Annotated in this window: 30 protein-coding genes; 19 read left to right on the forward strand and 11 right to left on the reverse strand. The window is 60.8% G+C overall.

The window, feature by feature from the left end; all coding sequences use genetic code 11:
* Window positions 1-9: 9 nt before the first annotated feature.
* The 4 genes from AC13QY_RS17620 to AC13QY_RS17635 all read left to right on the forward strand — a co-directional run bounded on the left by AC13QY_RS17620 (window position 10) and on the right by AC13QY_RS17635 (window position 2,054).
* Window positions 10-354, forward strand: a complete 345-nt coding sequence (locus AC13QY_RS17620) for a hypothetical protein (protein ID WP_233788606.1) — start codon at window positions 10-12, stop codon at window positions 352-354.
* A 76-nt stretch (window positions 355-430) separates the two neighbouring features.
* Window positions 431-934 carry a hypothetical protein gene (locus AC13QY_RS17625; RefSeq protein ID WP_488486786.1) on the forward strand — a complete coding sequence of 168 codons (504 nt, stop codon included), beginning with the start codon at window positions 431-433 and terminating at the stop codon, window positions 932-934.
* A gap of 164 nt (window positions 935-1,098) precedes the next feature.
* A complete protein-coding gene (locus AC13QY_RS17630; RefSeq protein WP_488486785.1) occupies window positions 1,099-1,473 on the forward strand; it encodes a DUF4180 domain-containing protein in 375 nt (124 codons plus the stop codon).
* Between the two features lie 17 nt (window positions 1,474-1,490).
* Complete coding sequence (locus tag AC13QY_RS17635; protein ID WP_488493747.1) at window positions 1,491-2,054, forward strand: GNAT family N-acetyltransferase; 564 nt, start codon at window positions 1,491-1,493, stop codon at window positions 2,052-2,054.
* A 22-nt stretch (window positions 2,055-2,076) separates the two neighbouring features.
* Here AC13QY_RS17635 and AC13QY_RS17640 read toward each other — a convergent pair whose 3' ends face one another.
* Window positions 2,077-2,640, reverse strand: coding sequence for a methylated-DNA--[protein]-cysteine S-methyltransferase (locus AC13QY_RS17640; RefSeq protein ID WP_113329898.1), 564 nt, complete (start codon window positions 2,638-2,640; stop codon window positions 2,077-2,079).
* Between the two features lie 138 nt (window positions 2,641-2,778).
* Window positions 2,779-2,916, reverse strand: coding sequence for a hypothetical protein (locus tag AC13QY_RS17645; protein ID WP_173004586.1), 138 nt, complete (start codon window positions 2,914-2,916; stop codon window positions 2,779-2,781).
* Window positions 2,917-3,140: 224 nt separating this feature from the next.
* Between AC13QY_RS17645 and AC13QY_RS17650 the strand changes: the two genes are divergently transcribed.
* Complete coding sequence (locus AC13QY_RS17650; RefSeq protein ID WP_488493748.1) at window positions 3,141-3,758, forward strand: 2'-5' RNA ligase family protein; 618 nt, start codon at window positions 3,141-3,143, stop codon at window positions 3,756-3,758.
* 9 nt (window positions 3,759-3,767) lie between these two features.
* Here AC13QY_RS17650 and AC13QY_RS17655 read toward each other — a convergent pair whose 3' ends face one another.
* Both AC13QY_RS17655 and AC13QY_RS17660 read right to left on the reverse strand, forming a co-directional pair.
* Window positions 3,768-5,408 (reverse strand): SulP family inorganic anion transporter, encoded by a 1,641-nt coding sequence (locus AC13QY_RS17655; RefSeq protein ID WP_488493749.1) that lies wholly within the window; start codon window positions 5,406-5,408, stop codon window positions 3,768-3,770.
* Between the two features lie 90 nt (window positions 5,409-5,498).
* Window positions 5,499-6,380 (reverse strand): LysR family transcriptional regulator, encoded by an 882-nt coding sequence (locus tag AC13QY_RS17660; RefSeq protein ID WP_488493750.1) that lies wholly within the window; start codon window positions 6,378-6,380, stop codon window positions 5,499-5,501.
* Window positions 6,381-6,471: 91 nt separating this feature from the next.
* Here AC13QY_RS17660 and AC13QY_RS17665 point away from each other — a divergent pair, with 91 nt between their 5' ends.
* The 3 genes from AC13QY_RS17665 to AC13QY_RS17675 all read left to right on the forward strand — a co-directional run bounded on the left by AC13QY_RS17665 (window position 6,472) and on the right by AC13QY_RS17675 (window position 10,086).
* Window positions 6,472-7,446 (forward strand): quinone oxidoreductase family protein, encoded by a 975-nt coding sequence (locus AC13QY_RS17665; RefSeq protein ID WP_152093837.1) that lies wholly within the window; start codon window positions 6,472-6,474, stop codon window positions 7,444-7,446.
* Between the two features lie 275 nt (window positions 7,447-7,721).
* Window positions 7,722-8,903 (forward strand): MFS transporter, encoded by a 1,182-nt coding sequence (locus AC13QY_RS17670; RefSeq protein ID WP_152093838.1) that lies wholly within the window; start codon window positions 7,722-7,724, stop codon window positions 8,901-8,903.
* Window positions 8,904-9,021: 118 nt separating this feature from the next.
* Window positions 9,022-10,086 (forward strand): M14 family zinc carboxypeptidase, encoded by a 1,065-nt coding sequence (locus AC13QY_RS17675; RefSeq protein ID WP_113329893.1) that lies wholly within the window; start codon window positions 9,022-9,024, stop codon window positions 10,084-10,086.
* A 6-nt stretch (window positions 10,087-10,092) separates the two neighbouring features.
* Here the strand turns inward: AC13QY_RS17675 and AC13QY_RS17680 are convergent, their stop codons facing one another.
* Together AC13QY_RS17680 and AC13QY_RS17685 are read right to left on the reverse strand one after the other, a co-directional pair.
* On the reverse strand, window positions 10,093-10,245 hold the full coding sequence (locus tag AC13QY_RS17680; RefSeq protein ID WP_162746315.1) for a hypothetical protein: 153 nt from the start codon (window positions 10,243-10,245) through the stop codon (window positions 10,093-10,095).
* 130 nt (window positions 10,246-10,375) lie between these two features.
* Window positions 10,376-10,897, reverse strand: coding sequence for a MarR family winged helix-turn-helix transcriptional regulator (locus tag AC13QY_RS17685; RefSeq protein WP_113329891.1), 522 nt, complete (start codon window positions 10,895-10,897; stop codon window positions 10,376-10,378).
* A gap of 155 nt (window positions 10,898-11,052) precedes the next feature.
* Here AC13QY_RS17685 and AC13QY_RS17690 point away from each other — a divergent pair, with 155 nt between their 5' ends.
* The 3 genes from AC13QY_RS17690 to AC13QY_RS17700 all read left to right on the forward strand — a co-directional run bounded on the left by AC13QY_RS17690 (window position 11,053) and on the right by AC13QY_RS17700 (window position 13,240).
* On the forward strand, window positions 11,053-11,409 hold the full coding sequence (locus AC13QY_RS17690) for an ArsC family reductase (protein ID WP_113330039.1): 357 nt from the start codon (window positions 11,053-11,055) through the stop codon (window positions 11,407-11,409).
* 9 nt (window positions 11,410-11,418) lie between these two features.
* On the forward strand, window positions 11,419-11,892 hold the full coding sequence (gene ybaK, locus AC13QY_RS17695; RefSeq protein WP_113329890.1) for a Cys-tRNA(Pro) deacylase: 474 nt from the start codon (window positions 11,419-11,421) through the stop codon (window positions 11,890-11,892).
* Window positions 11,893-11,986: 94 nt separating this feature from the next.
* The gene (locus AC13QY_RS17700; protein ID WP_113329889.1) at window positions 11,987-13,240 is read left to right on the forward strand and encodes an aminopeptidase; all 1,254 of its coding nucleotides are present in this window, start codon (window positions 11,987-11,989) and stop codon (window positions 13,238-13,240) included.
* 73 nt (window positions 13,241-13,313) lie between these two features.
* Here AC13QY_RS17700 and AC13QY_RS17705 read toward each other — a convergent pair whose 3' ends face one another.
* Together AC13QY_RS17705 and xseA are read right to left on the reverse strand one after the other, a co-directional pair.
* Window positions 13,314-13,904, reverse strand: a complete 591-nt coding sequence (locus tag AC13QY_RS17705) for an NAD(P)H-dependent oxidoreductase (protein WP_113329888.1) — start codon at window positions 13,902-13,904, stop codon at window positions 13,314-13,316.
* Window positions 13,904-15,520, reverse strand: coding sequence for an exodeoxyribonuclease VII large subunit (gene xseA / locus AC13QY_RS17710; RefSeq protein ID WP_152093840.1), 1,617 nt, complete (start codon window positions 15,518-15,520; stop codon window positions 13,904-13,906). The genes AC13QY_RS17705 and xseA overlap by 1 nt, the downstream gene beginning before the upstream one ends.
* A 237-nt stretch (window positions 15,521-15,757) precedes the next feature.
* Between xseA and AC13QY_RS17715 the strand changes: the two genes are divergently transcribed.
* Window positions 15,758-15,985, forward strand: coding sequence for a homogentisate export protein (locus AC13QY_RS17715; RefSeq protein WP_069611044.1), 228 nt, complete (start codon window positions 15,758-15,760; stop codon window positions 15,983-15,985).
* Window positions 15,986-16,074: 89 nt separating this feature from the next.
* Here the strand turns inward: AC13QY_RS17715 and AC13QY_RS17720 are convergent, their stop codons facing one another.
* Complete coding sequence (locus AC13QY_RS17720; protein ID WP_113390844.1) at window positions 16,075-17,913, reverse strand: hypothetical protein; 1,839 nt, start codon at window positions 17,911-17,913, stop codon at window positions 16,075-16,077.
* 239 nt (window positions 17,914-18,152) lie between these two features.
* Between AC13QY_RS17720 and AC13QY_RS17725 the strand changes: the two genes are divergently transcribed.
* Both AC13QY_RS17725 and AC13QY_RS17730 read left to right on the forward strand, forming a co-directional pair.
* Complete coding sequence (locus AC13QY_RS17725; protein WP_113390834.1) at window positions 18,153-19,166, forward strand: glycosyltransferase; 1,014 nt, start codon at window positions 18,153-18,155, stop codon at window positions 19,164-19,166.
* On the forward strand, window positions 19,163-19,549 hold the full coding sequence (locus AC13QY_RS17730) for a GtrA family protein (protein WP_113390833.1): 387 nt from the start codon (window positions 19,163-19,165) through the stop codon (window positions 19,547-19,549). Before AC13QY_RS17725 ends, AC13QY_RS17730 begins: the two co-directional genes overlap by 4 nt.
* Window positions 19,550-19,612: 63 nt before the next feature.
* On the opposite strand, the gene AC13QY_RS17735 is transcribed toward AC13QY_RS17730, so the two are convergent.
* Window positions 19,613-20,599: a Gfo/Idh/MocA family protein gene (locus tag AC13QY_RS17735; protein WP_488493751.1), complete on the reverse strand. Its 987-nt coding sequence runs from the start codon at window positions 20,597-20,599 to the stop codon at window positions 19,613-19,615.
* Between the two features lie 317 nt (window positions 20,600-20,916).
* On the opposite strand from AC13QY_RS17735, the gene AC13QY_RS17740 reads away from it, so the two are divergent.
* From AC13QY_RS17740 to AC13QY_RS17755, 4 genes are all read left to right on the forward strand, one after another.
* On the forward strand, window positions 20,917-21,486 hold the full coding sequence (locus tag AC13QY_RS17740; protein WP_113351404.1) for an isochorismatase family protein: 570 nt from the start codon (window positions 20,917-20,919) through the stop codon (window positions 21,484-21,486).
* On the forward strand, window positions 21,483-22,481 hold the full coding sequence (locus AC13QY_RS17745; protein ID WP_113329881.1) for a GlxA family transcriptional regulator: 999 nt from the start codon (window positions 21,483-21,485) through the stop codon (window positions 22,479-22,481). Before AC13QY_RS17740 ends, AC13QY_RS17745 begins: the two co-directional genes overlap by 4 nt.
* Before the next feature lie 104 nt (window positions 22,482-22,585).
* Window positions 22,586-23,536: an aldo/keto reductase gene (locus AC13QY_RS17750; protein ID WP_113329880.1), complete on the forward strand. Its 951-nt coding sequence runs from the start codon at window positions 22,586-22,588 to the stop codon at window positions 23,534-23,536.
* Window positions 23,537-23,549: 13 nt separating this feature from the next.
* Window positions 23,550-23,993 carry a GNAT family N-acetyltransferase gene (locus AC13QY_RS17755; protein ID WP_113351406.1) on the forward strand — a complete coding sequence of 148 codons (444 nt, stop codon included), beginning with the start codon at window positions 23,550-23,552 and terminating at the stop codon, window positions 23,991-23,993.
* Here the strand turns inward: AC13QY_RS17755 and AC13QY_RS17760 are convergent.
* Complete coding sequence (locus tag AC13QY_RS17760) at window positions 23,983-24,600, reverse strand: hypothetical protein (protein WP_113390830.1); 618 nt, start codon at window positions 24,598-24,600, stop codon at window positions 23,983-23,985. The genes AC13QY_RS17755 and AC13QY_RS17760 overlap by 11 nt on opposite strands.
* A gap of 165 nt (window positions 24,601-24,765) precedes the next feature.
* Between AC13QY_RS17760 and AC13QY_RS17765 the strand changes: the two genes are divergently transcribed.
* Window positions 24,766-25,260 (forward strand): YciE/YciF ferroxidase family protein, encoded by a 495-nt coding sequence (locus AC13QY_RS17765; RefSeq protein ID WP_113329877.1) that lies wholly within the window; start codon window positions 24,766-24,768, stop codon window positions 25,258-25,260.
* Window positions 25,261-25,322: the final 62 nt, after the last annotated feature.

Below are 25,322 nucleotides of genomic sequence, written 5' to 3' on the forward strand. Positions count from 1 at the left end.
GCTACTTCCATGAACGATCACGCAACCCCTGCTCAAGCGCAAGCCGTCTCACCCGTAGTCACCGGAGTGATGGTCATCCTCACCGTGAAGGCGGGCGTCACACGCGAGCGGGTGATGGCTATCATGCCAGATGAAATCCGGCGGACCGCGCAGCTCTATCTCGATGGAAAAATACGCGAATGGTATTCGCGAGGCGATGGCCGGGGAGCCGTGTTCCTGCTGGATTCGAGAGATGTCGCCGACGCTCACGCAATCATGGAAGGCTTGCCGTTGGCCAAGCAAAATCTCATGGATCACGAATATATCGCGATCGGTCCGCTTTTGCCGCTCCGCCTGCTCTTGGCCAATGCCTAAACGCCCGAAGGCAGCGAAATACACTTATTGATTTCGATGCCGTCAGACCAGAAAGATAAACACGAAGGAAACCGAGATGCCACCGGAACTCAATCTCCCATTCGTTCTAAGTGTCGCCGGCGCCTTCCTGACAAGTTCGGTGATAGCCTATGTCTATGTCTGGCCAGCGCTTCGCACAATGCGGCGTTATGAGGCTCTAAGACTTCTTGCTGCTTTCCATGCGTTCCGGTTCTTGGGGATGAATTTTCTGGTATCCGGATTCGTATCTCCGCAGTTGAGCTCGGATTTTGCCAACAAGGTCGGATGGGGCGATCTCATCTCGGCTATACTCGCGCTCGCTTCCATGGCCGCCCTTTCCTGGCGGTCGCCGATCGCCATTCCGGTTGTCTGGATATTCAACATCTGGGGAACTCTGGATCTTCTGAATGCCTATTACATGGGCGTAACGAAAATCGGAAATCCCGGTCTCTTCGGCGCAGGCATTTATATACCGACGCTTTACGTGCCGCTGCTCCTTGTGAGTCACATTCTCGCCTTCATCGTCCTATTGCGGATGAGATCACCAGATCAAGTGATATGACGCAGCGGCGATAACGCGTTAGGCTAGGATTTGGCTCCGATCTCCGAAAAAGAATTGCGGATATCAATGAAGCATAAGGATGGTGACTGACGCCTTGAAACCACTATCAACTTAGAGCAACAACAAACAACCTTTCCCTCGATGGAATGCAAAGTCGAACCAGCATGTACACCGTCAAAGAATTCTCCGGCCGAAAAGTCGTTATCGGCGATGACGACGGTCCCCTCCTCGCCAGCGAAAGGGATGTGAATGACTGGGTCAGCGCTGCATGGGACGCTGAAGCACAGCTGGTGGTCGTTCCGACATCACGGCTGAGCCAGGAGTTTTTCCGGCTCTCAACCCGCATTGCCGGCGCAATCATCCAGAAATTCGTCAACTATCGTTCGCAGCTCATCATTCTCGGCGACGTCTCCGGATGGATCGCGGACAGTAATGCCCTGCGCGATTTCGTCTATGAATCCAATAGGGGTCGCGAGGTCTGGTTTCTGCCCGATCTGGATGCGCTTGCGGAGCGCCTGCAGCAGAATGCCCAAAGCTAAACCAGAGGTCTGCCTTCATGGAAGTAACGCTTTCTCCGCCGCGACTGGAAACCGAACGGCTTATCCTGACGGGACATACGGTCGATGACTTCGAGCCGCTTGCGGGCATGTGGAGCGATCCGCTGGTCGTGAGGCATATTTTCGGCAATGTGGTCTCCACTTCCAGGGAGTCGTGGATGCGGATGCTGTCCTATCATGGTCTGTGGCCGCTGCTCGGGCATGGCTATTGGGCAATCCGCGAAAAATCCTCCGGCCGCTATGTCGGCGATCTCGGCTTTGCCGACTTTCACAGGGTGATGGAACCGCCAATCAAGGGTATTCCAGAGGCCGGCTGGGCACTGGCCGCGTGGGCGCATGGCAAAGGCTTTGCGACGGAAGCCCTGGCAGCCGCCGTCGCCTGGCTCGACCAACAGCCGCGATTTGACCGCAGCGTCTGCCTGATCTCGCCCGACAATGCGGCCTCGATCCGCGTTGCCGAAAAAGCCGGCTATGGCGATCCGAAGCCAATGCGCCTCAATGACAAGCAGACACTGTTGTTCTCCCGCGCCCGTCAGCCGAAGGAAGGGGGCGGGCAGCTTTAGCCGCACACCCGGATCGACTGGCTCAAAACGCCAGCGACTGCTGCACCGGCTTCGGCGGCGCCAGCTGAACGCCTTCCAGCTCCAGCATGCGAGCCTTGGAGTTGGAGCCGCCCGGTGCGGAAAAGCCGCCGATCTTGCCGCCTGCGGCCAGAACGCGGTGGCAAGGAATGATCAGCGCCACCGGATTCTTCGCCATGGCCTGCCCGACATCGCGCGCGGCTTCCGGCCCTGCGCCAAGCTGCTTGGCCAATGTGCCGTAGGTCGTCGTATGCCCCCAAGCGACCTGTCGCGCGGCATCGTAGATCTGCCTGAAGAAGGCGTCCTGCTCGCCGAGATCGAGCGTGACGTCGGAAAAGTCGATTTCCTCACCGGCAAAATAGCGTTTCACCTTGGCGACCACTCCCGCAATCTCCGTGCTCGGCGCGCCGGGCTGCGCGTTCGGCAAACGCCGCAGAAGCAGGCGTTCGGTCGCGCCCGCATCCTTGGTCGGCAATTGAAAGCGCAGCACGCCGACCTCGTTCCAGGCGATGCCGCAGAAGCCGCCAGCGGTTTCGAAGATCAGATAATTTTGCCTTGTCTCGTTCATGACGAAAGCTCCCGTGTTTCCACTTGTCATGAAAATCGTCCTCGGGAGCCTCGAATTCAACCCGATTCTTGCGAGGAGCGAGAATTGCCACCGTTTTGACGGCCGCCGAACGGATTCAGGGCGATTGACAGAACGGGATCAATATCCGCCGCCAGTCGGAGGCGCGTTCAGCGTCATACCGCCGCCGGAATTGTGATCTCCCGACGTAGAGCAAGCCGAAATGCCGAGCCCGATGAGGACGAGAAATACGGCTGAAAAGATGGCCCTGGTAAACATGGACGGTCATTCCTTGTTGGAGAGAATGGAGAGCAAGCCCCGCTTGGAATGAACAGATCAGACAGGACTTTTATTCGATCGCATTTTTGAAACGAGGATTGTGGCCCTTGTAACCGTGATCTTTCTAAATGTTCTTGCTTTGTTCTTGATTGACTGTTCGCGATGCACTACGATGCCGCGGTCAAAAAAGAGGAGGCAAAGCAACACGGCTTTGATGCAAACCCATGAAGAACAATGGGCAGCTTTCGCTCTATCTCGCAGGCGGATCACACATGCGGGCACCAGCGCCCATCGATCAAGGGCCTGTCAACGAGTTCTATTTCGCAATTCTGCCCGATGCGGCAATTGCCGCACGCAGTCATGAGCTTGCAGGACATCTTCGCCGACAGCACCGCTTTTCCACGAAGCCGCGTCGGCCTGATCTCTTCCATGTGACGCTCTACCCGATCGGCTCGTTTCGCCGCTTGCCCGAGGAGGTGGCATTTGCGGCAATGGAAGCTGCCTCGAGGGTGAGGAAATCACACTTTCCCGTCGTCTTCGATCGAGCCGTCAGCTTCGGCAAGGGCGATAACCGCCCGCTTGTCCTATGGAACAAGGATGGCAATGCGGAACTGAAAGCGCTCCATCAGGAACTGGCCGATGCCATGCGGCTCACGGGCATTATGCCAACTAAGGAAAAGCCCGTGGAGCCGCATATGACGCTGCTCTATCAGGGCCATCTCGTTCCCGACATCATGCTTGCAGAACCCGTGAGTTGGACCGCCAGGGACTTCGTCCTTATCAACAGCCTGCAGGGAGAGGCCAAGCACGATCATCTCTGCTATTGGACTTTACATGATTGAGCGGCCTCTTTAAGCCGTTGGAGGCTTCTCTTCAGCCATCACAGCCGCAACGGCATCATCGACGCTGAAGCTGCAGCGCTTGTCGACGTCGACCATGCCGGCGACCGTCATGAGATCGCGAACGCGGTCATGTACGCGGGCGAACTGGACGCGGAGGCCGGCTCGCTGCATCGCGCTGTCGAATTCCATCAAGGCGTCCATCGCCGTACTGTCGATATCGGAGCTTTCTTCCAGGCTGAGAATAGCTGCCTGCAACCCGGCTTCGTTGCGACTGCCGGACAATATCTCGCCGAAGATCGTATCGGCATTGCCGAAAAACAGGGTTTCGCCGGGGCGCCAGATGGCAATGCCCGGTATCTCGGACGCATCGTCATGCCTGCTGACATCGACGAAGTCATGGCTGTTGTTGAGCCGTCCCAATCGGGCGATATACGGGGATGCCAGGCGATGCATCATGGCGGCAAGCGAGAGCGCGATCGCCAGCAGCATGCCATTGAGAACGCCGAAGGCGAGCACGCCGACAGCGGCACCCACTGCCACGTAGAAATCGCGATGCAGGCGGCGCAGGCGCAGAATGGGGCTGGGGTCAAGCGCATGCGTAAGGGCCGCGATCACGACGGCGGCGAGCACCGGTTCTGGCAGAAGCGCCACCAATGGTTCCGCACAGGCAATCAGGATCGCCAGGCCGATTGCAGCGAAAACGGTCGTCGCTCGCGTCTTCGCGCCAGCCGCCTCACTGGCGAAGCCTGCGGAAAAACCGGCGCCGACTGGCATGCCCTGAACGACGGCACTGGCGATATTGGCGGCGCCCAACGCTCCAAGCTCGCGATTGACCTCCAGCGTCTCGCCATAACGCAGGGCGAGTGCTCGCATGGTTCCCCAGGACTCAGCAAAGAGGATGAGGACCAGAGGCACGGTGAACTGTACCAGCCGCGAATAGGCGGTCCAGTTGGCGTCCGGCAGCGACGGCCATTGCGGCAGGATCTCGATGGGGCCGACCAGCTTGACGCCATGGCCTTCCAAGCCGAACAGATAGGAGGTGAAGATGCCGGCGACGAGCACGAGGAAAGCGCCGGGAATGCCCGGCAATCGCTTCAAGAGCAGCAATGCCGCCAACGCGACGATGCCGACTATGACGCTGATCGGATTCCACTGCAGAATAGCGCCGAAGAGTGCCGCCGCGTAGGTCAGAATATTCGAGCCCTGCACGGGCACGCCCACCAGAATCGGCAGCTGATGCAGGATGATGGTGATCGCCAGCCCGAGCGCGAAGCCCCGCAGGACCGGCCGCGAGATGAAACCGGTGATGCCGCCCAGGCGCAAGGCACCGGCGATGACGAAGAGAATGCCGGCGAGCGCGACGGCGACCGTGGCAAGCCCCGCCTTGATCGTGGCATCGCCCGGCACCACCGCCAAGGTGGCTGCGAGAATGGCTGCGGACGAGGATGTGGGAGAGACGATGGCAAAGCGGCTGCGGCCGAATATGGCATAGACGAGACATCCGGCGATGCCGGCGAGGATTGCACGATGCGGCGGCAGGCCGGCAATGCCTGCGTAAGCGACCGCTTCCGGCAGCATCAGTCCGGCAACCGATATGCCCGCGACCAGATCCGCCCTGTCCACCACGAACCAGCTGCTCAGCTTCGTCATCAATCACCGACCATAGGGATGGCGCATCCGTTTATGGATAGAGATTCGCGTCTGGTCTGCAACAGGAAAATGATAAGCAAAACCAGTGTGTCACGCTGCGGCGTCGCTGCCGTTACGCAACGGACAGCTTCGCCCGATGGTATCGGCGACGAAATCCATGACGGCGCGGATCGCCGGAGAGCGGCGCAGATCCGGATATGTCACGAGCCAGAGGTCGCGCGCAGGCGACGGCACCGCCACCGGCAGGCGTACCAATGCCGGCTCGCCATCGCCCAGAAAGGCGGGAAGCGCCACGACGCCGAGGCCGGTTCGGGCAGCCTCCAGCTGGCCGAAGACATCGGTGGCGCGGAACACGATCGGGCGGCCTTCCAATAGGCTGCGCAGCCAGGTCTGCTGCGTCAGATGCTCCATCGCCGCATCGTAACCGATGAACACCCAATCCTTCTCCGGCATCTGCGCCACGCTCGGTATGGCGTAGAGGCCGAAGCGCATGACGCCGATGCGGCGCACCAGCAAATCGCTTTCCTCCGGCCGCGTCATGCGCACGGCAATATCGGCTTCACCGTAATTCAGCGCGGCGCGACGGGTGACACCGGCAATGGTCAGCGTGATATCGGGGTGCTCTTCACGAAAAAGCGTCGCCTTCGGAGCGAGAAGGTGGGCAGCGATCGATGGCGGCGCACTGACCTTGACCGCGGCGGAAAGGCCGGCGACGGCGCTCTTCGAATAACGTCTGATGGCCTCGACATTTTCCTCCATCCCCGCCGCCAGTTCCGCGATGGCACGGCCGTCGGCGGTCAAGGGCGAGGTGCGCGGCCGACGGTCGATGAGGCGCAGATCGAGCGACCTTTCCAGGGCCGCAATGCGCCTTCCGACGGTTGCGTGATCGACGCCCAGCTCCCGCGCGGCAGCCGAAAGCGAGCCGGTTCTCGCCAGAGCGGCGAAGTGAAGAAGGTCCTGCCAATCAATCATCGGTGCATTATTGCACAGATATTGTGAGTTCATACCGAATTTATTCAGGTCGACGCTTATGGTCAAAGATCTCCCGAAAGGAGACTTGCCTATGCCCCTAGCGATTGCCATTACCGGTCCCGGCGGACCCGAAGCCATGAAAGCCGTCGATCTACCAGTCACTGAACCCGGCCCCGGCCAGGCGCGGATCCGCCAGAGCATTTCCGGCGTCAATTTCGTCGACATCTATGTCCGTTCCGGGCTTTATCCGCTCCCACCCGGCCAGAGCGTGCTCGGCTTCGAAGGCGCCGGCATCATCGAGGCGATCGGTCCGGAAGTCGAAGGGCTCAAGGTCGGCGACCGCGTCGCCTATATCGGCCATCCCCTCGGCAGCTATGCGGAGGTGCGCACTCTTTCCGCCGCTCGGCTGGTGAAATTGCCAGACGGCGTCAGCGAGCGGGCTGCCGGCAGCACGATGCTGCGCGGGCTGACGGCGCAAATGGTGCTGCAGAAGGTCTATCCCGTGAAAGCAGGCGAATGGGTGCTGGTGCATGCCGGCGCCGGCGGCCTCGGCCAACTCGTCATCCGCCTTGCCAAGCGGATCGGAGCAAACGTCATCGCCACGGTCGGTTCCGAAGCCAAGACCGGCTTTGCCCATGAGGCCGGAGCCGACGTGGTTCTCCTCCATACATCCGAGGATTGGGGGCAGGAAACACGTCGCATAGCCGATCGCCGCGGCGTACATCTTGCCGTCGACGGGATCGGCGGCACCATGCTCTCGCAAACGCTTGCGGTCGTCCGCCCCTTCGGCATGGTCGCAAGCCTCGGCCAGCCGGCCGGCCCCATTCCGCCGATCCAGATAGAGGAGCTGACCGCGCCTCGCGCCATCGGCCTGTCGCGCCCGAGCGTATTGACCTATGCCAGCGATCCGGATCTCTACCGCCAGGGCACAACGGCGCTGATGGCGGCGCTGCAGGACGGGCTCGTCAACCCGATCGGCGCCGAATACAAGCTGAAGGATGCCGCCCAAGCTCATGCCGACCTCGAAGCGGGCCGAACGACGGCCAGCGTCGTTCTGACGATGTGACGCCCGGTGAGCGGAGCCTCCTGGCAGGCTCCGCTCATTGCGATGAGGCGGCGGGGCGATGGGGTGTTTTAGCTTCGACGCACAATCCATTCATCCCGTCAATGGTTTTTGCTGCAAGGCAGCAATTCGTTGACCATGCCTGCTCCTGCCTGATACCGGTTGCATATGGCGACGCACGGCTCTCAGGCCACCGCCGTCATGGCTATCCGATACGAACCCGATCCTTCGTGGCAAACAGCATGGACACCGCTGCCGGTGCCCACAGGCGATATCCCGTGAACACTGCTTCCCAGACCATCCGGTCCACTTCGACCCTGTCCCTCATATCGATCGTCGCGCTGACATTCTTCGGCTACCTTGCCATCGGATTGCCGCTTGCAGTGTTGCCGACCTATGTCGACAGCAGCCTCGGCTTCGGCGTCGTCTGGGCCGGCATCGCCGTCAGCACGCAATATGTCGCAACCATCGTCAGCCGCGCCCATGTCGGGCGGCTCTGCGATCAATATGGACCCCGCCGCTCGGTCTTTCTGGGCTTCCTTGCCTACGGTCTGTCGGGTGCACTCACCATCGCTTCCACCTTTACGATCCAAGTCCCGGCAGCAAGCCTTGCCCTTCTGCTTGCGGGACGGCTGGCGCTCGGCATTGGCGAGAGCTGGGTGAGCACGGCGGCGATCACCTGGGCGATCGGCCTGATGGGATCGCGTGAAACCGTGCGCATCATCTCCTGGAACGGCATCGCCACTTACGGCGGCATTGCGCTCGCCGCCCCGATCGGCGCCTGGCTGCAAGGGCAATACGGCTTCTTCGCCATCGGCGTCGTCACCATCATCCTTGCGGTTGCCGGCTTTATGCTCGCGCAAACGCGGCCGCCGGTTCCGGGCGTAAAGGAAAAGGGCATCGGCACCGGCCAGGTGCTGAGCCGCGTTGCACCGTACGGCGTCGCGCTTGCGCTTGCCTCGAGCGGCTTCGGCGTCGTCATGGCCTTCGTCGCGCTGTTCTTCCATAGCCGCAGCTGGGACGGCGCCTCCTTTGCACTCAGCGCCTTTGGCCTTGCCTTCATGGGCGTGCGCCTGGGTCTTGCGCAAGCTGTCGCCCGCTTCGGCGGTCTGCCGCTGGTGCGCATCTCGCTTGTCATCGAGATCATCGGCCTGGCGGCGCTTGCCTTTGCGCCATCGCCGATAGTCGCCATCATCGGCGCGGCTCTCGCCGGCGCCGGCTTTGCGCCCGTCTTCCCCGCGCTCGGCAATGAGGCCATGGAACGTATCCCGCCGCAGAACCGTGGCGTCGCGCTCGGGCTCTATTCGATCTTCCTCGACGTGTCGCTTGGGAGCACCGGCCCGATCGCCGGCCTGTTCGCGGATCATCTCGGCTATGCTGCACCCTTCTCCTTCGGTGTCGGCGCGGTATTGCTCAGCCTGATCCTGAGCTTCTGCCTGCGCAGGAATGGCAGCCGCTGAAAGCTTTTTTGGCGCTGTTTGTCCCCGGTCCTGATTTCGGCATGTGGTGACAAACGGTTGCAGGCTGCCTTTAAGGCTTGATATGGGTCTCTGATCATCATCAGCAGGAGGCCCGCCCATGAACGTCACCGAAATCGTCATCGAAGGCGATACTCCGGGGATCGCCTGGCGGCTGCCGGTCCTGCATTTTGCCGGCAGCAAGGCAGACGCGCCGAAGATCTATATTCAGGCCGCATTGCATGCCGGCGAGCTGCCGGGCACGGCCTTGGTGCATTTCCTCTGCGAGCGGCTTCGGCAAGCGGAAGCCGAAGGCGCCATTCTAAGCGATATCATCGTGGTGCCGCATGCCAATCCGATCGGCGCGGCGCAATCGCATTTCGGCGAGATGCAAGGGCGCTTCGACCTGGGTTCGCGCACCAACTTCAACCGCGACTTTCCGCTGATCTCGCTGCGCGACCGCGATCTCCTGATCGAAAATCTGGAACGCTACCCGGCCGTCGATCGGCTGAAACGTCAGCTGATCCATATGGCGCTCGGTGCCGATCTGGTGATCGACCTGCATTGCGATGACGAATCCCTGCAATATGCCTATATCGACGAGGCATTCTGGCCTGAAGCCGCCGATCTTGCCGCGGCGCTCAAGATGGATGCGGTGCTGCTGTCGGATGGCGAAAGCTCGGCCTTCGAGGAGGCCGTCAGCTTCGCCTGGAAATACGAAGTGCCGGGGGAGAAGAAGGCAAGGCTGCCGGGCAAGCTTTCAGTTACGGTAGAATTGCGCGGCACCCGCGATGTCTATCCCGAAATGGCAAAGAACGATGCCGAAGGACTCTGGCGCTTCCTGGCCGCGCGCGGCGCGGTACAGGACGACGGCGTCGCGCCCGGCACCTCCTTTAGCGGACCGGCCGTGCCGCTCGACAATGTCGAGATGATCCGCGCACCACAGGCCGGCACGGTGCTTTTCCATCGCAATATCGGCGAGCGCGTTGAAGAAGGTGATCTGCTGGCGACGATCATCACCGCCCCGGGTATGCCGGCCGGCGCCATCGATATCCGCGCGCCGCAGGCAGGTCTGATCGTCACCCGTGTTTCGGACCGGCTGGTGCGCCGGCGCGGCGATCTGATGAAGATCGGTTCGGACAGACCAAGCTCCGTCGCCCGCAAACCGGGAACACTTGAGGATTGATTTCCTTTAGCGGCGATCGATCACCTTGCAGCGCATGATGAAAGCGATCGCCGCCGCCTCGCGGAGAAGCACACCGAAACGATTGACATGATGCTGCGTTCCGGCAAGCGCGGCACGCGCTTTACCCCTCAGCCGGGCAAGAATTGAACGATTTTCCATCGCGATCATGCCTCCGATCGAGTTGATGCAGGCAATGTTCAGGTCAGCGAAGGCGACAATCATCGCCCTTCGAAATATATGTATGCAGTGTGCATATATATAATGAAAATGTCAAGACGCTGTTCCGGGCCTACGTCATGAAGGCAATCGGGCAGCGATCCTGGTCGCAAACGCCTTGATCGCACACGCGACAGACCACATCCTGGTCATCGCCGAGATCGACCAAGGCGGGCAGCAGCTTTTCGACCAAGCGGCCGAACTCGGCCGTCTCCTCCGGGCTGAGAACGCCAAAAGCCCGATGGATGACGGCCCGGCGGGCGGAGAGACTTCTATCAAAGAGCAAGTGGCCTTTTTCTGTCAGCTGCAGCGCGCGGGCTCGCTTGTCTCCCTCGACGCCGCCGTCCCGCAGCACGAGGCCGGACGCCACCAGCTGATCGACCAGGCGCACAGTGGCGGAATGGGAGAGCGCGATCATCCGCCTCAGGGTCTCGATCGTCAGGCCCGGCTCGGTGCCGATTTGAACGAGTGCGGCAATGGCGCTCGGGCCAAGGCCGGTTTCATCGGCGAAAGCCTTCTCCATCTTGTCCACCAGAGCAAGGCTCATAGCGCCAAAGAGGTTTTCCAGCCGCAATATTTCCTTGTCCGTCGCCATGCTTCCAACCCGCACTATAAATATGCATGCTGCATATTTATGCGATTATCGCTGGCAACTGCAACGGATGAGAGAACCGCTTCCCCATCCGAGCGGCCTTCATCCGCCTTTATCCGCATGCTATGCGCTATCCGACAGCAAGAGACGGATTCGCCATGACGATCACCATTTACGGCATCAAGAACTGCGACACGATGAAGAAGGCCCGGACCTGGCTCGAGCGCCACGGCATTGCCTATGACTTCCACGACTACAAGGCCGTCGGCATTGATCGGAATCACCTGGAGCGCTGGACGAAGGAAGCGGGATGGGAAGTCGTGCTCAACCGGGCCGGCACCACCTTCAAGGCCTTGCCGGAAACGGACCGCACCGATCTTTCGAAGGACAAGGCCATTCAGCTGATGTTGGCACAGCCCTCGATGATCAAGCGTCCGGTGCTGGAAGCGGACGGCAAATTGCTCATCGGCTTCAAGCCGGATATTTATGCGGCTGCATTCGGCAAGGCGACCTAGAGGCGAGCAATGTCAAAAACCACCCGCGCCACGCAAGTGCTGACCCAGGCGAAAGTCGCCTTCACCGTGCATGCCTATGACTACGATCCGAATGCGGAGCGTGTCGGCCTGCAGGCGGCGGAGGCGCTGGGCGAAGAGCCGCATCGGGTATTGAAGACCTTGATGGCCGAAGTGGACGGGAAGCCGGTGTGCGTCGTCGTGCCCTCGGATCACGAAGTCAGCATGAAGAAGCTCGCCGCAGCCTTCGGCGGCAAATCGGCTGCCATGATGAAGCCCGCGGATGCCGAGCGTCTGACGGGCTATCATGTCGGCGGCATCAGCCCCTTCGGCCAGAAGAAGCTTGTGCCGACGGCCATAGAGGCGCAGGCTATGAGCGAGGCTTACGTCTATATCAACGGCGGCCAGCGCGGGCTTCAGGTGCGCCTCAGTCCGCAGGATGCCTTGAGCGCTCTTAAAGCCAAGGCTGCACCCCTGATTGCCTGACGATCTTCAAGATCGGACATAGCGCCTTCAATTTCGTCGCAAACCGGTCTAAGTCTTTGAACCATCTTTCGATAGCAAGCACGCAGGTTTTGCCATGACATCAGCCATTCCCAACCATCATCCCGTCGATCACGCCAAGCTGGAGAAGCTTGCGGAAGTAGCCGTAAGGGTCGGGTTGCAGCTGCAGGCAGGCCAGGATCTGCTGATAACGGCGCCAGTCGCGGCGATGCCGCTGGTTCGGCTGATCACGCGCGAAGCCTACAAGGCCGGCGCAGGCCTCGTCTCCACCTTCTATTCCGACGAAGAGACGACGCTCGCCCGCTACGAATACGGCCAGGATGCGAGCTTTGACCGCGCCGCCACATGGCTTTACGAAGGCATGGCCAAGGCCTTCTCCAACAACACAGCACGCCTCGCCATTGCCGGTGACAACCCGATGCTCCTGTCCAATCAGGACCCGAACAAGGTGGCGCGTGCCAACCGCGCCAATTCGGCCGCCTATAAGCCGGCGCTGGAAAAGATCTCGAATTTCGATACCAACTGGAACATCGTCTCCTACCCGAATCCCTCCTGGGCGAAGCTGGTCTTCCCGAATGATCCGGAGGCGATCGCGGTCGCAAAACTTGCCAAGGCGATCTTCTCTGCCTCGCGCGTCGATGTCGAAGATCCGATCGCGGCTTGGACGGAGCACAATGCCAATCTGCACAAGCGCTCGGCCTGGATGAACGGCCAGCGTTTTTCCGCCCTGCATTTCCAGGGACCCGGCACCGACCTGACCGTCGGTCTGGCGGATGGCCATGAATGGCATGGCGGCGCGTCTACCGCCAAGAACGGCATCACCTGCAATCCGAACATCCCGACCGAAGAGGTCTTCACCACGCCGCATGCGTTGCGTGTCGAAGGCCATGTCTCGTCGACGAAGCCGCTGTCGCATCAGGGCACGCTGATCGACAATATCCAGGTGCGTTTCGAGGGCGGCCGCATCATCGAGGCCAAGGCGACGCGTGGTGAGGAAGTGCTGAACAAGGTGCTCGACACCGACGAAGGCGCGCGCCGGCTCGGCGAAGTCGCGCTGGTGCCGCATTCCTCGCCGATTTCGGCGAGCGGCATCCTGTTCTACAACACGCTCTTCGACGAAAACGCCTCCTGCCACATCGCGCTCGGCCAGTGCTATTCCAAGTGCTTCATCGACGGCGCCAAGCTCAGCCAGGAACAGATCAAGGCTCAGGGCGGCAATTCCAGCCTGATCCACATCGACTGGATGATCGGTTCCGACAAGGTCGATATCGACGGCATCAATGCCGATGGCTCGCGCGTACCCATCATGCGCAAGGGCGAATGGGCATAACCAAAGCTCAGACGTTCGAATGCGATCATGCCGCGGTATCTCCATCGCGGCATATTTTTCGGAAATCGTGAGATCAGATCGTCGCCAGCGCTTTCCTGACGCGTTCGAGATGCGCCTTGCGCCCGGTTTCGGTCACGCGGTCCATGTCATGCAGCGCCAGCATGCGGAAATTGAGCCGCTTGGCACAGAAGGCGGCGATGCCGCGCTTTAGCAGGCGCCGCACCGGATTGCCCATGTAGAGATGCACGATCCACCACGGCGAGCCTGTCGTCGTCAGCGCCCAGAACAGGCGGATATTGGTCAGTTCAGGCACGATACGTCCGCCGGCGGGATCATGGGTGAAGGCAACGCCGGGCGCAAAGGCGCGATCGAAGAAACCCTTGAGGATCGCCGGGAAATTGAACCACCATTGCGGAAAGACGAGGATCAGTCCCTCCGCCGCTCGCAGTCGCGCGACGATATCGCTGACACCTGAGGCATCGTAAGGCTGGTCGAAATAGCCGCGCCGCTCGGCCTCTGAAAGACGTGGGTCGAAGCCTTCACGGTAAAGATCGAGCAGATCGACCTGATGGCCGCGAGCAACGAGCGTCTCTTGCGCAAGCTTTGCCACCGCGGCAGCAAAACTATCCTCCAGCGGATGGGCCAGCACCAGCAGGATGCGCATCAGAAGAGGCTTCCCTGCTTCGGTGGCGCGGCAGGCTCGGCCGGTTTGGTAGCGCGTTTCTTCGAAGGCGCAGTGCCTGATGGCGGCGTGGATGAAGACGGTGGGGGGACATCATCGCCGGTGACTGCCCCGATGCGGCCGTCCGCAAACTCGATCGAAATCGCGGCACCCGTCGAAAGGGCTGCCGCCAGCGAAACCGGGCGGTCGTCCTCATCGCGCACGACAGCGTATCCGCGCTTCAAGACATTCTTGTAGGAAAGCGACTGCAGAATACGCTCCTGCGCCGTGAGTTCGCTGCGCGCTCGGGTCAGCTGATGGCGGATAGCCGTATCGGCATGACGGACGAGATTGCCGAGGCGATCGCGAGCCCTCCCCGTCTGTGCCTCAAGGCGCGATGGCAACGTAGCGAAGACGGCATCGGCGCGTTCGATGCGAGCGCGGGACCGGTCGAGCATGCGCTCAATGGTCCGCTCCGCGCGGGTCATCCGTTCGCCCAATTGCTGGCGGCGCTCGGCGATCCGGTTCGACAGTATATCGGGTCGGAGGTGCGAGGCCGTGCGTTCGAAGGAACGGCGTTTGTTCAGCGTGTTCAGCTCCAATCCGCGGCCAAGGCCGGCGGCGGCCTCATCGAAGCGGCGGCGTGGCAAAGCCAGGATCTGGTCGAGCGAAGGCAAAGCGCGCAGCAGCGCGCGAACCGCCTGCCGCCGCTGGTCCATCTGCCTCGTCATTCCCCCCTGCAGCCGGGCAGCAAGGCTTGCAAGCTGCGCCTCAAGTTCCGCTTTGACCGGCACGGCCATTTCCGCCGCACCCGTGGGCGTCGGGGCGCGCACGTCGGCGGCGTAGTCGATCAAGGTCCAGTCTGTCTCGTGGCCGACGGCCGAGATCAGCGGGATATCGCTACCTGCGGCGGCACGAACGACCGCCTCATCGTTAAAACTCCAGAGATCTTCGAGGCTGCCGCCGCCGCGCGCGACAATCAGCACATCGGGGCGCGGGATGGGGCCACCGGGCGCAAATTCGTTGAAGCCGCGAATGGCGTTCGCCACCTCATCGCCAGAGCCATCTCCCTGTACCTTCACCGGCCAGACCAGTACATGTACGGGGAAGCGATCAGAGATGCGATGCAGGATATCGCGGATGACGGCGCCGGTCGGCGACGTAACCACGCCGATCACCTTGGGCATGAAAGGCAGCCGGCGCTTGCGCTCGGGATCGAACAGGCCTTCGGCAGCAAGCTTGCGCTTGCGTTCCTCCAAAAGCGCCATCAAGGCACCGGCGCCGGCGGGCTCCAAGGTTTCGATGACGATCTGATATTTCGACGATCCAGGGAAGGTCGTCACCTTGCCCGTTGCAATGACCTCCATTCCCTCTTCAGGGCGGAATTTCAGCTTGGAAAATGTGCCTTTCCAGATCACCGCATCGATACGCGCGCGATCATCCTTCAGCGAGAAGTAGGCATGGCCCGAGGAATGCGGCCCACGATAGCCGGAGATTTCCCCGCGCACACGCACCTGGTCGAACGCATTCTCGACCGTGCGTTTGATCGATCCGGATAGTTCCGAGACGGAGTATTCCGTCAGGTTCGAAGGCGAATCATTCTCAAAAAAGCTGCTCATGTCCCCCTTCTACCCGATGTCGCGGTAAATTCGGAGCCTGCTTCATACCGCTTAAGTCTGAATCGATCGAAAGACGGGATTGTGCGCATACTTGAGATGCTTCCGCCTCCTTGCATGTCTCACAAAGGGCGCGGAGCCTATTGCTTCATCAAGCGTTAACCCTGCTGACAAAGGCTTTCTTAGCCATCTGCGCGTAAACCTGTGCAAAATGATTCTTGGTAAAGAGGATATGGAGCGATGATATTCGCGACCGCCACGATCATCGGAATTGCCGCCGGCCTGCAGCGCTCGACGATCGGCGCGCTGCTCGGCGTGGCACTCGTGAGCATCGCTTTCATGGCCGCCGTCGCCACATCGATCGTTCCGCCGCCGCTGACGACGCTGTTCATCGCGCTCGGCGGCTACAATCTCGGCTTCATCGGTTACCTCGTCACCATCGACATGGTGGAGCATCGCCGCGCTTAAAAGCAACGTCAGGAAGTGTCTGGCGATTTCGCCAATTTAAGTGACGCGGAGTGATTCAAAGAATCCAGGAGGAGCTGAAACGCTCCAAATCAATCCTGCGGCTTGACGCGGAAGAACCGCACATCCGATTCCGCCGGCGCCGCAATCGGCTCCAGATAGACCGGGATATGCCCGGCAGTCAGCTGCGCATAAAGCCCCTTCGGCGCCCGCTCACTCACTAACTCCACCTGGGGATCCCCCTTACAGAAGGCGACAATCGTCACCTTTGCCTCATGCAGAAGCGCTTCCGCCCGTTGCGGCTCTGCAAGACCGATATGCAGCTCGGCCAGCATCCCGTCGGGATCGCGATGATAGGGACCGGAAAGGGTACGGTGCGGCGTGAAGCGCAGAAGCGGCGCTCCCATATTGGAGGCCGCTGCGACGACGCCCGGCTCGAGACCCGCAATCGGTGCCAGAGCCTGCCTGGAGGCACAATTGGCAGTCTCTTCCGCCTTGACCGGCGCTGCGACCATAAAACCATTGACGACCCCCTTGCTTGCAAGCGCGCCGCCCACGGCCCAAACGGCTGGGACAGAGGCCAATAGCGTCCCTGCATAGAGCAGGATCGAACGCAGATTTCTGGGATCGGCCATGTAGTCTTTTCGCAATTCGGCAATCAACAACGCCAATGGCGGAATGGCCAGGAGATTGGCAAATTCGGCTCCGCGCACCTGCACCAGCGTAATCACCCAATTGATCGCGATCAGTGCCATCAGCATTGCATGGAGGCTCGCGCGGTTGCCCCGCAGGATACGAAAGCCGCAGACGAGCATCGCCAGAAGACCCGTTGCGTAGAAAACGCCGAGCGTATCGGGCTGTTGGTGGGCTACGGAGATAATCGATTGCGCCTCGCTCACTCTGCTGAGCCAGAGATCCACCAGCATGGGATCCAGATCGGAAAGCGGATTGCGCAGGCATTGCGGCGCGAGGGCTACTGTCGTAGCCAACACGAATGCGCCGTTGGCCGCGAGAATTGCAATGCGCCAGGGGCGGGAGAGATGGCTGGCAAAAAGGGACGACAGGAGAAGCCCGACGCAGCCGGCGCTGGTAATGCCATAAAAGCCGAGCGAGAGATTGTCGCATGTGACCATCGAATAAAGGCGCGGTGGCACCAGCGAAAAGAAGGCGGCGCTGACGGCAACCGTCAACGTCAGCGCAAAAGCTTTTGCAGCGGGTGCGAATATCTCGCCTTTCCAAGCCCACAAACAGGCAACAGACATGCAGGCGATGGCGACAAAGGGCGTCGTCTCTGCGCCGATACCGAGCTGGGCGGCGAGGGCGATGGCAGCGATTGCAAAGTTGCGAGGCCTGTAACTTTCGTCGACCAGCATTGCGACAGTAAGCGCGACGAGGCCGAGCTGGACATTATCGTGATCGATGGAGCCCGGCACGAAGCGCGGCGAGAGCAGGACGAAGAGTGCCGTCAGGATCAGCGAGAAGTGCATGCCCTGCAGACCGGCGATGCGCCTGCCCGCAAGACCCATGAAGAACATCAGCGGCAGGACGAGCATCAGCGGCCAGACGGTCAGTGCCGCCGCCTCGGCGCTTTCTGGTGAAAGGAACATTCGGAAGAAGAGGATGAGGCTTGCAATCGGCAGATCGATGAAGCGCGACCAATGCATCAGCGTCCCGCCCGCAAGGCCGAGACGGTACTGCACCATGTCGAACCAGCCCTGGCCTGCGAGAAAATCGCGCACTTCGACAAGACGCATGGCGTCGTCATTATCCGGCCCGACATAGTCCGTGAGGTTGCGATGAATGATGAGCTGCGCGACGATGACAATGGCGGCATAGACGAGCGCAGCGAAAGCAGGATGAGACCAGCGCAGGGGTCCCTTCTTCTCTGCCGTTCCGGCTGCCTCGGGCGGCATTGCCAGCGTTTGCGCCATCTCGGTGAACCCCATGTTGAAAGGATAGTCGGGGCGATACGCTAACGGTTGCCGATCAAAAAAAAGTAAAGCTGCTGCCTTCAGCCGCTTTCATCACGAGAATGTTTTTCGCAACGCCGGTACCCCGCCTTTTTTATTTCGCAGCCATAGGGTCTTATTAACAGCCACCGGGATAAGCTCTCGTCCGGATCGTCAATCAGGCCTCGACTTGACTTCACACGCAGCAACCGGCCAAGACCATGTCGAATGAGAAGTTGAACATCGCTGTCCTCCTGCCCTGCTACAACGAAGCCGCAACGATCGGCGAGGTCGTGCGCGGCTTCCGCAAGGCACTGCCGCAGGCCGCGATCTATGTCTACGACAATAATTCGACTGACGGCACCGCGCTGCATGCCATGCTCGCCGGCGCAACCGTCGTGCGCGAGCGTCGGCAGGGCAAGGGACATGTGGTGCGCCGCATGTTCGCCGATATCGAAGCCGACATCTATCTGATGGCCGACGGCGACGGAACCTATGCGCCCGAGGACGGAGAAGAGCTGATCCGCACGCTGCTGACCGAGGGATCGGATATGGTCGTCGGTACGCGGCGCAACGTGCATAATGATGCAGGCAGGCAGGGACACGCCTTCGGCAACCGCATTTTCAACTGGCTCTATCGCACCATCTTCGGTGCCGATTTCACGGATATCTTTTCCGGCTACCGCGCCTTCTCGCGCCGCTTCGTCAAAAGTTTTCCGGCCGTTTCGGGCGGCTTTGAAATCGAGACCGAGATGTCGGTGCATGCCTCCAGGCTGAAGCTGCCTGTGAGCGAGCTGGAACTCGATTACGGACGGCGGCCGGAAGGTTCGCATTCGAAGCTTTCCACTTTCCGCGACGGTGGCAAGATCCTCTGGATGTTCGCGATGCTGATGAAGGAAACCCGGCCTTTTGCCTTCTTTGGCATCCTGAGCGCCATTGCCATGGAGCTCAGCATCGGCTTCTCCATCCCGGTCTTCATCGAGTATTTCGAAACCGGACAGGTATTGCGCATGCCGAGTTGGATGCTCTCCCTGGCACTGACAATGATCGCCTTCATGCTGTTTACGGCCGGTATCATCCTCGATTCCGTGGCACGCGCCCGCGCCGAACAGCTGCGCATCCACTATATGAGCCTGCCGAAACCGTCCTCGCGTGAAAGCGGCGATGACCGGACCGTTTACGTGGCACAGCTCGAAAAGCCGGCAAGCCGGAAGAAAAGGGCCAAGGCTGCATGAAGAAGCTCTTTCGCTTCCTGATCGCTGGCAGTGTCGGCTTCGTGGTCGATGCGGGCGTGCTGCATCTGTTGCTGTGGTTTACGCCTTTCGGACCCTTCGTCGGCCGCGCCATCTCGATCCCGAGTGCGCTGCTTGCCACCTGGGTGCTCAACCGCAACTTCACCTTCGGCCGGTCCGACCGCTCGCTTGCGGCGGAGGGCTTCCGCTACGGTTCGGTCGGGTTGACCTCGGCCCTGCTGAACTACGCCCTTTTCAGCTCGTTGCTGATGACCGAGCCGTCATTAAGACCGATCATTGCGCTGACGCTGGCATCAGCGGCGGCAACGGCGTTCAGCTTCTTCGGCTATTCACGCTTCGTCTTCCGCCACCGACAAAATTCCTGAAGCAATTCCCGGAAAAGTGCGCAGCGGTTTTCCGGGAATTGCTTCAGACAATAAGGAACGCCCTCAGACCGGCTCCCAGCCATCCTTCTCGCTGGCGCGGTAGATGGCGTCGATGACCTTCTGGTTGAGTTTCGAACTTTCCAGCGACACGACCTCTGCGCCTTGACCAAGCGCAGCAGAGGCGAAGGCCTCAGCCTCGCGCCTGTACTGGCGGCTGTCTGGGAAACGGAAAATCTGCGATTCCGAATGGCCGCGATTGGTTAGTTCCAGCTCTTCCGCGCCGTAACGGTCGGCATTGAAAGGCGACTTCACCTCGATGAAGCCTTCCGTGCCGTGGAAGACCATGACCTGACGGTTGGCCATCTGTGTCGAGATGTAGAAGGTGAGCTCGAAGTCGCCGAAGTCTGCCTTGACGCTGGAATAGATGTCGGTGCCGAATTCCGGATCGCGCTCGGTCACCGCCTGGATGCGCAGGGGTTCGCGGCCGGTGACGAAACGGGTGCTGATCGTCGGATAGACGCCGATATCGGGCAGGCCGCCGCCGCCGAGCGCCGGGATATTGCGCATGTTGCCGGCATCACGGTTGAAATAGGTGAAGGCGCCCTGGATATGACGCAGGCGGCCGATCGCGCCATCGGCAAGCAGCGAGCGAACCTTCCTCCAGACCGGCGCATAGGTGACCATATAGGCTTCCGTTACCAGCACCTTGTTGCGATCACGGGCGGCGATCAGGCTGTCGATCTCATCCGCCTTGAGCGCGATCGGCTTTTCGCACAGCACATGCTTGCCGGCATCGGCAGCCTTGATCGTCCATTCGACATGCTGCGATGTGGGCAAGGGAATATAGACGGCGTCGATCGTATCGGAGGCAAGCATCTCCTCATAGGAGCCGAAGGCATGCGGCACGGAGAAGCGGTCTGCCATCTGCCGGGCGCGACCGAGATCGCGGCTGGCAATTGCCGTCACAACGCAGTTTTCCGCATCCTGAATGGCGGGCACGACCAGATCGCGGCCGATTTTGGCCGTCGACAGAATTCCGAAGCGCAGCATGATCTCTCTCCTGAAGCATTGTCCCGAAGCAGACGGCCGCATGGCGATGATCGCAACACGGGCTTTCCGGCGGGATCCTTTGTGAACACGGTGGGGTAAAGCGAAACGGGGCATTCCGCTCTGAACGAAATCGACGCCAATCTTATTCGGCCCCTGCCGAAGGCGCAACGCCCGAGACGGCCCGCAGGCGCGAACCCGAGGACATAAGGACCATCTCACCATGTCCGTATTTGTCCCTTTTCTGTCTGCCAGATGGCTTTCGAAGCTTTCAAGCGACGCCTAATCTCGGCTATCCTTCAAGCACAGGAGATACGAAAATGTCCCATGCGGATACCGCACTGCTCGTCATCGATGTCCAGGAATCCTTTCGCCAGCGTCCCTACTGGAGAACGGACGACCTGCCGGTCTTTACCGACCGCCTGCAGGCGCTGATCAATGGCGCCAAGGCGAAAGGCATTCCCGTCGTCCAGATCTTCCATGTCGAGGACAGCGACGCGCATTTCAGCCTGAAGAGCGGCTATGTGCGCAAGCTCGATGAGATCTCGCTGGAGGCCGATGCCGTCTTCCACAAACGCCGCCACTCGGCACTCGTCGGCTCCGGTCTCGATGTCTGGCTGGTGGCAAACGGCATCCGCAAGGTGATCGTCTCGGGTATCCGCACCGAGCAATGCTGCGAGACGACGACCCGGCACGCCTCCGATCTCGGCTATGAGGTCGACTATGTCACCGAGGCGACGCTGACCTTCCCGATGACGCATGCCTCGGGCACGGTCTTCAGCGTCGACGATATCAAGAAGCGCAGCGAACTGGTGCTATCGGGCCGTTTCGCCCGTATCGCAACGGTCGAAGAGGCGCTCGCCGATGCAACGATCCTGAATGCCGCATGACCCAAAGCGACCAGCGCCTCCATCGGCGGATCATTCCTGTCTACGTGCTTCTGCCGCCCTATACGCTGCTGATGGACGTGGCCGGGCCGGTGGAGGTTTTGCGCCGCGCCAATATCGAACAGGACGACGTCCTGTTCGATTATCAGTTCATCGCTGCCCAGCCGTCACAGACGACTTCGGTCGGGCTGACGCTTGCCGATCTCAGGCCGTTGCCGGATCACATTCCTGATGGCGCCTATGTCATCCTGTCCGGCAGCGTCACGCCGCCCGACGATGCCGAGGATATAGAGCCGGAGCTAGCCACGCTCGCGGCGTGGCTGAAAAGCGCGATCCGTCCGGGCATTACCCTCGTCACCATCTGCTCCGGAGCCGTGCTCGCCGCCCGCGCCGGGCTGATGGACGGCTATGCCTGCACCACACATGCCGCCTGTCTCGACGAAGTCAGGGAATTCGCTCCGACGGCCAGGGTTCTCGACAACCGGCTCTACGTCGAAGACCGCGATCGCTATTCTAGCGCCGGCATCACCACAGGCACCGATCTGATGCTGCATCTCGCCTCCAAGCTGACTTCACCGATGACGGCTCTGACCATTGCCCGGCACATGGTCGTCTATATGCGCAGGACCGGCAGCGAGCCGCAGCTCTCGCCCTGGCTCAGCGGCCGTAATCACGTCCACCCCGCCATCCATCGCGTTCAGGATGCGATCATGGCCGATCCGGCCCACGGCTGGTCGCTTGCCGAGCTTGCGGGCATCGGCGCAATGAGCGCACGGCATATTTCGCGGCTGTTTCAGGAGCATGCCGGCCTGTCGGTGACGGCCTATGTCAATCTGATGCGCGTGACGCTGGCCCGCGACGTACTTGCCAATTCGCGGCTGGATATGGAGCGCGTGGCGGAAAAATCCGGCTTCGCCTCGCCGCGGCATATGCGGCGCGTCTGGTCGAAATACAACGCGCTGCCGCCCAGCCACTATCGGCGCTCGACGACGGAATAAAGAAATTGTGTGTGGTCTTCGCCGAGAAAGGCCGATAGCCTGCCTTGTCCCTTCCTCCGGCGTCCGCTCGCCGGTTTACCTTTCAAATGACCTGGAGAAATAGCATGGACACGCGCAAGCTTGGACGAACCGATCTGTTTGTCGCCCCCATCGTTTTCGGCGGCAACGTCTTTGGCTGGACGGCCGATGAGAAAACCTCCTACGCACTGCTCGATGCTTTCTTCGATGCCGGCTTCAACACGATCGACACGGCCGATGTCTATTCCCGCTGGGTCCCCGGCAACAAGGGCGGCGATTCCGAGGAGATCATCGGCAAGTGGCTGAAGCAGGGCCGCGTTTCGCGCGACAAGGCCATCATCATCACCAAGGTCGGATCGGAGATGGGGCCGGGCAAGAAAGGCCTCAAGGCCGGCTATATCATCGAGGCGGCCGAGGCTTCTCTGAAGCGGCTGCAGACCGATCACATCGACCTTTATCTCTCGCACTGGCCGGACCCCGAGACGCCGCATGAGGAATCGCTCGCCGCCTATGCCAAGCTGAAGGAACAGGGCAAGATCCGCCATGTCGGCTGCTCGAACCTCGATGCGACGCAGCTCCAGGCTTCGCTCGATGCTGCCGCAAAGGCCGGCTTGCCTCGCTACGACGTGCTGCAGCCGGAATATAACCTCTACGCCCGCGACAGCTTCGAAGGTCCGCTTGCGGATCTCTGCGTCAAGGAAGAGATCGGCGTCATCACCTATTTCAGCCTCGCGGCCGGCTTCCTGACCGGCAAGTACCGCACCAAGGCGGATACGGAGGGACGGGCACGCGAGAACCGGGTTGCCGCCTATTTCGACGACAAGGGCCTGCGCATCCTCGCAGCCCTCGACAAGGTTTCAGCCGAAACCGGCGCCAAGCCCGCCGAGATCGCGCTTGCCTGGCTCTTGCGCAAGCGCGGCGTCACCGCCCCGATCGCCAGCGCCACCAGCCTTGGCCAGCTCGACGCGCTCATCAATTCGGCAAAGCTTTCGCTTTCCGATGACGCCATGCGTCTGCTCGACGCAGCCGGCGAATAAGAAAGGCAGGCCTATGACGGTGACGATCCGCGACGCCAGACCCGAAGACGAAGCCCGTTGGCGCGCGCTTTGGGACGGCTATCTGGCCTTCTATGGCGTCACCGTCGCGCCTGATATCACCGATGCGACCTGGCGCAGGGTCTTCGATCCGGCGTCGGCGATCTTCATGCGCGTGGCCGAGGTCGATGGCGAAGTGAAGGGCTTTACCCTCAGTCTCACGCATGAGGGCACCTGGGTGCGCGCGCCCGACTGCTATCTGGAAGATCTTTTCGTCGACGAAAGCGCCAGAGGCCGCGGCGTCGGCCGGGCGCTGCTGGATGATCTCGTTGCGCTCTGCAAGACGAACGGCTGGGCACGTCTCTACTGGCATACGGAAGAGGGCAATGCGACCGCCCGCAAGCTCTACGACACCTATGTTGAGAGCGACGGGCATATTCGCTATCGCATCAGCTTCTAAGTCTGGGAAAGCCCTCGTAATGAGCGGAATGGTCGCCTTCCCAGTTGGCCATGCCCGGTTTGGTCAGCATGCCGCGTGGACTGACGAAGCTCTGAATGGCCCGCTTGGGCCGCTCGTGCCATTGGATGTTGAAGGCCCAAAGTTTCGGGAAGAAGCAGAGCGAGGCATAGGGCAGATGGTCGTGGATCCACCAGGCGAGCCTCTGCCAATCGCCCTCGTGACTATGGTGATCGATCAGCCAGGGCACGACGATGCAGACGGCCGCGCCCATGCAGCCATCGAGATCGCGCATATCCCAGATGTGGTGCGCGGCGGTATGGGGATTGGTCGAGCAGTTCAATCCATTCCTGTTACCGAAGGCATTGACCTCGGGTGAGCGATAGCCGGAACGGATATGTAGCCGGCCAAATGTCGCCTCCAGCGGTTCCAGCAATTCCTCGCAAAGCCGGCGTCCAGCCTCGATCGCCAGATCCGGGTCTTCGGGAATATTGGGAATACGATAGAAATCCGCGATTTCCGAATGCAGGAAATCGCGAAAGAAGAAGTTCTTCGAAAGCCTGACGCGGCCGAGATCCTCAAGCCCCTTCATCGATCCCGGTTTTCTCATAGTGCGCTTCCCTCCTCGATCGGCATGGCCAACTCAGACGATTTTCGCCCTGGCTACCACCCGAATCCGTCAGCAACGGGAACAATTCATCCTGCACCGGCTTCTGTAGGGGTCGCCAAAGGCGGCTATCGCTTAGATAGGCAATCCCGAAGATGGAGAGAAACAATGCCGAAGGACAAGACGCTGGAAGATCTTTTCTACGATACGCTGAAGGACATCTACTTTGCCGAACGGCAGATCGTCCGGGCGCTGCCCAAAATGGCGCGCGCCGCTCAATCGCCCGATCTCAAGGCCGGCTTCGAAAAGCACCTGCAGGAAACCGAGGGACATGTCGAACGCCTGCAACAGGTCTTCGAACTGATCGGCAAGCGCGCACAGGGCAAGACCTGCGAAGCCATTCAAGGAATCATCGCGGAAGGCGAGGAGATCATCGATGAATTCAAGGGAACACCGGCTCTCGATGCCGGGCTGATTTCCGCGGCGCAGGCCGTCGAACACTATGAGATCGCCCGTTACGGCACGCTGCGGACCTGGGCGAATACGCTCGGCCAGCAGCAGGTGGTCAAGCTGCTCGACCAGACGCTGCAGGAAGAGGGCAATGCCGATAAGACCCTCTCGAAGCTGGCGACGACCGCCGCCAACCAAAAAGCCGCGGCTTGACCGCCGATACCGGGCCAATCAGGGAAGAGCGGCGGGCCACGCTCGGCCGCCCTTCTCCATCC

The organism is Martinezella sp. CNPSo 3795 (assembly GCF_057784475.1).

What these genes read in the sequence shown, in the direction of transcription:
- AC13QY_RS17620 (WP_233788606.1), top strand. Translation starts at nt 10, where the DNA reads ATGAACGATCACGCAACCCCTGCTCAAGCGCAAGCCGTCTCACCCGTA.
- AC13QY_RS17625 (WP_488486786.1), top strand. Translation starts at nt 431, where the DNA reads ATGCCACCGGAACTCAATCTCCCATTCGTTCTAAGTGTCGCCGGCGCC.
- AC13QY_RS17630 (WP_488486785.1), top strand. Translation starts at nt 1,099, where the DNA reads ATGTACACCGTCAAAGAATTCTCCGGCCGAAAAGTCGTTATCGGCGAT.
- AC13QY_RS17635 (WP_488493747.1), top strand. Translation starts at nt 1,491, where the DNA reads ATGGAAGTAACGCTTTCTCCGCCGCGACTGGAAACCGAACGGCTTATC.
- AC13QY_RS17640 (WP_113329898.1), bottom strand. Translation starts at nt 2,640, where the DNA reads ATGAACGAGACAAGGCAAAATTATCTGATCTTCGAAACCGCTGGCGGC.
- AC13QY_RS17645 (WP_173004586.1), bottom strand. Translation starts at nt 2,916, where the DNA reads ATGTTTACCAGGGCCATCTTTTCAGCCGTATTTCTCGTCCTCATCGGG.
- AC13QY_RS17650 (WP_488493748.1), top strand. Translation starts at nt 3,141, where the DNA reads ATGAAGAACAATGGGCAGCTTTCGCTCTATCTCGCAGGCGGATCACAC.
- AC13QY_RS17655 (WP_488493749.1), bottom strand. Translation starts at nt 5,408, where the DNA reads ATGACGAAGCTGAGCAGCTGGTTCGTGGTGGACAGGGCGGATCTGGTC.
- AC13QY_RS17660 (WP_488493750.1), bottom strand. Translation starts at nt 6,380, where the DNA reads ATGATTGATTGGCAGGACCTTCTTCACTTCGCCGCTCTGGCGAGAACC.
- AC13QY_RS17665 (WP_152093837.1), top strand. Translation starts at nt 6,472, where the DNA reads ATGCCCCTAGCGATTGCCATTACCGGTCCCGGCGGACCCGAAGCCATG.
- AC13QY_RS17675 (WP_113329893.1), top strand. Translation starts at nt 9,022, where the DNA reads ATGAACGTCACCGAAATCGTCATCGAAGGCGATACTCCGGGGATCGCC.
- AC13QY_RS17680 (WP_162746315.1), bottom strand. Translation starts at nt 10,245, where the DNA reads ATGGAAAATCGTTCAATTCTTGCCCGGCTGAGGGGTAAAGCGCGTGCC.
- AC13QY_RS17685 (WP_113329891.1), bottom strand. Translation starts at nt 10,897, where the DNA reads ATGGCGACGGACAAGGAAATATTGCGGCTGGAAAACCTCTTTGGCGCT.
- AC13QY_RS17690 (WP_113330039.1), top strand. Translation starts at nt 11,053, where the DNA reads ATGACGATCACCATTTACGGCATCAAGAACTGCGACACGATGAAGAAG.
- ybaK (WP_113329890.1), top strand. Translation starts at nt 11,419, where the DNA reads ATGTCAAAAACCACCCGCGCCACGCAAGTGCTGACCCAGGCGAAAGTC.
- AC13QY_RS17700 (WP_113329889.1), top strand. Translation starts at nt 11,987, where the DNA reads ATGACATCAGCCATTCCCAACCATCATCCCGTCGATCACGCCAAGCTG.
- AC13QY_RS17705 (WP_113329888.1), bottom strand. Translation starts at nt 13,904, where the DNA reads ATGCGCATCCTGCTGGTGCTGGCCCATCCGCTGGAGGATAGTTTTGCT.
- xseA (WP_152093840.1), bottom strand. Translation starts at nt 15,520, where the DNA reads ATGAGCAGCTTTTTTGAGAATGATTCGCCTTCGAACCTGACGGAATAC.
- AC13QY_RS17715 (WP_069611044.1), top strand. Translation starts at nt 15,758, where the DNA reads ATGATATTCGCGACCGCCACGATCATCGGAATTGCCGCCGGCCTGCAG.
- AC13QY_RS17720 (WP_113390844.1), bottom strand. Translation starts at nt 17,913, where the DNA reads ATGGCGCAAACGCTGGCAATGCCGCCCGAGGCAGCCGGAACGGCAGAG.
- AC13QY_RS17725 (WP_113390834.1), top strand. Translation starts at nt 18,153, where the DNA reads ATGTCGAATGAGAAGTTGAACATCGCTGTCCTCCTGCCCTGCTACAAC.
- AC13QY_RS17730 (WP_113390833.1), top strand. Translation starts at nt 19,163, where the DNA reads ATGAAGAAGCTCTTTCGCTTCCTGATCGCTGGCAGTGTCGGCTTCGTG.
- AC13QY_RS17735 (WP_488493751.1), bottom strand. Translation starts at nt 20,599, where the DNA reads ATGCTGCGCTTCGGAATTCTGTCGACGGCCAAAATCGGCCGCGATCTG.
- AC13QY_RS17740 (WP_113351404.1), top strand. Translation starts at nt 20,917, where the DNA reads ATGTCCCATGCGGATACCGCACTGCTCGTCATCGATGTCCAGGAATCC.
- AC13QY_RS17745 (WP_113329881.1), top strand. Translation starts at nt 21,483, where the DNA reads ATGACCCAAAGCGACCAGCGCCTCCATCGGCGGATCATTCCTGTCTAC.
- AC13QY_RS17750 (WP_113329880.1), top strand. Translation starts at nt 22,586, where the DNA reads ATGGACACGCGCAAGCTTGGACGAACCGATCTGTTTGTCGCCCCCATC.
- AC13QY_RS17755 (WP_113351406.1), top strand. Translation starts at nt 23,550, where the DNA reads ATGACGGTGACGATCCGCGACGCCAGACCCGAAGACGAAGCCCGTTGG.
- AC13QY_RS17760 (WP_113390830.1), bottom strand. Translation starts at nt 24,600, where the DNA reads ATGAGAAAACCGGGATCGATGAAGGGGCTTGAGGATCTCGGCCGCGTC.
- AC13QY_RS17765 (WP_113329877.1), top strand. Translation starts at nt 24,766, where the DNA reads ATGCCGAAGGACAAGACGCTGGAAGATCTTTTCTACGATACGCTGAAG.